General features: G+C 67.1%; 2 protein-coding genes and 1 pseudogene. All 3 read left to right on the top strand.

What is annotated here, in order from left to right; all coding sequences use genetic code 11:
- The coding region (locus KKE07_05195; protein MBU4270237.1) for a flagellar hook protein FliD at positions 1–843 on the top strand (843 nt) is incomplete at its 5' end.
- Between the two features lie 223 nt (positions 844–1,066).
- Positions 1,067–1,519, top strand: a pseudogene (gene fliS / locus KKE07_05190) (flagellar export chaperone FliS).
- A gap of 17 nt (positions 1,520–1,536) precedes the next feature.
- A complete protein-coding gene (locus tag KKE07_05185; protein MBU4270236.1) occupies positions 1,537–1,986 on the top strand; it encodes a hypothetical protein in 450 nt (149 codons plus the stop codon).
- Positions 1,987–2,008 lie beyond the last annotated feature (22 nt).

The following is a 2,008-nucleotide window of genomic DNA, read 5'->3' as shown; positions in this document are numbered from 1 at the left end:
GTGGGGCTGGAGACCACCGAGACCGGCACCCTGGAGTTTGACGCGGCGGTGTTTTCCGGCGCGGTGCAGGACGACTTCGACGGCGTGATGCGCCTGTTCCGCAACGGCGGCGACTCAAGCCACGCCAAGGTTTCCTTTGTCTACGCCACCGACGCCACCCGGGCCGGCGCGTACGCCGTGAACGTGACCTCCGCGGCCACCCGCGGTTCGGCGGTCGGCACGGCCGCGGCACCCGGCTCCCTCACGGTGACCGCAGGCGCCAACGACGCGTTCACCCTGTCGGTGGACGGGGCGGCGGCGGTCACGGTGACCCTGGCCGCGGGCACCTACGCCAGCGCCCAGGAACTGGCCACGGAGCTGCAGACCCGCATCAATGACGCGATCAAGGGCTCGGTGACGGTGGGCTTCGGCGTCGGCGGCGCCCTGCAGCTCACCTCGAACCGCTACGGCTCCGCCTCGCAGGTGACCCTCACCGGCGGCAACGCCCTGGCCGGTCTGAACCTGGCGGCGGCGACCGAGACCGCGGGCACCGACGTGGTCGGCACCATCAACGGCGAGGCGGCCACCGGCACCGGCCAGATTCTCAAGGGCAACACCGGCAATGCGAACACCGACGGGCTGCAGGTATTGGTCCAACTCGACGCCCCGGGCACCGCGACCCTGACGGTGACCAAGGGGGTGTTCTCCCGCTTCGACGAATACCTCACGGACCTCACCGACCCCTTCACCGGCGCCTCCGGGCTGCGGGAGAAGACCCTGAACACCTCCATCGGCAACCTCCAGGCGCGCATCGAGGAGATGGGGGAGCGGCTGGATGCGAAGCGGGAACGACTGCTGCAGTAGTTCCAGCAAATGGAGGCGGCGGTGAGCGCGTTCAACAGCCAGGGCAGCTTCCTCGCTGAGGCTCTGGGGAGTTTGGGCAACAACTGGTCGTGGAACAATTAGGTGCGGCGAGTCCTGAGTTTTGAGTTGTGAGTTGTGAACGGAGCAACTCGGAGGAAAAAACGAGCTCCATGACGAACCCACCCGCAGGACCTGAACCCGTTCACCACACGGAGGTGGTCGCATGATGTACGGCACTGGAGCGCAGGCCTATACCCATACCCACGTGACCACGACGACGAGCCAGCAGCAACTCATCGTCATGGCGTACGACGGGATCATTCGCTTTCTCGGTCGCGCCAAGGACCAGATGGCCGAGCGCGAGATCGAGGCCACCCACAACAGCCTGGTCAAGGCCCGCGCCGTCGTCGAGGAACTGGCGAGCACCCTGAACATGGACCAAGGAGGCAAGATCGCGGAGAATCTCTGGAATCTGTACCTCTTCTTCATACAGAAGATCACCGAGGCCAACTTCCGGAAGGAGCCCGGCCCCATCGACGACATTCTCCCCCCGTTGCTGGAACTCCGCTCGGCCTGGGCGGAGCTGGAGATTCCCCAAGACGACACCGAGACCCGGGCACTGAACCACCGCGTACCGCGGGCCGAAGACAGCCACCGGGTCTCCATCACCGGTTGAACCGGACAGGACCGCCGATGTCACACCACGACCCGATCGAACCCACGACCCGACACACGGCGCGACTGGAGGAACTTCTCACCGAAGAGCTCGCCGTCTGCGAGTCTCTGCTCGAGGCGGGGCAGGCGGCCCGCCAGGCCTTCGCAGAGGTGGATCCGCAAGCGGTGTTGGCCAGTGTGGGGCTGCGCCGCGAAAAACTGGAGCGCCTCGGGGCGTTGGAACGGGAAGCCTCCGCCCTGCGCGCCCGGGCGCCGGCTGCGCCACCCTCACTACAGCCCCACACCGCGCGGCTCCGGGAGCTGACCCAGGAGATCGCCGCGGAAGAAGCCGCGCTGAACCGGCTCTCGGCCGCCGCGCTGACCCGACTACGGGAGCAACTCAAGGGGTTCCAGGCGGGTTCAAGAGGCTTGCGGGGATACCGGGGCTCGGTTACCGTTGCACCCCGGTTCTCCGATCGTCGCGGCTAGGCCCCACGGGCAGGCTGGGTTT

The organism is Candidatus Dependentiae bacterium, from assembly GCA_018897535.1.
In the GTDB taxonomy this organism is placed as follows: domain Bacteria; phylum Babelota; class Babeliae; order Babelales; family UASB340; genus UASB340.
The sequence above is the reverse complement of the archived record's forward strand: the minus strand, read 5'-3'. Positions and strand labels throughout refer to the sequence as shown.

What these genes read in the sequence shown, in the direction of transcription:
- KKE07_05185 (MBU4270236.1), top strand. Translation starts at nt 1,537, where the DNA reads ATGTCACACCACGACCCGATCGAACCCACGACCCGACACACGGCGCGA.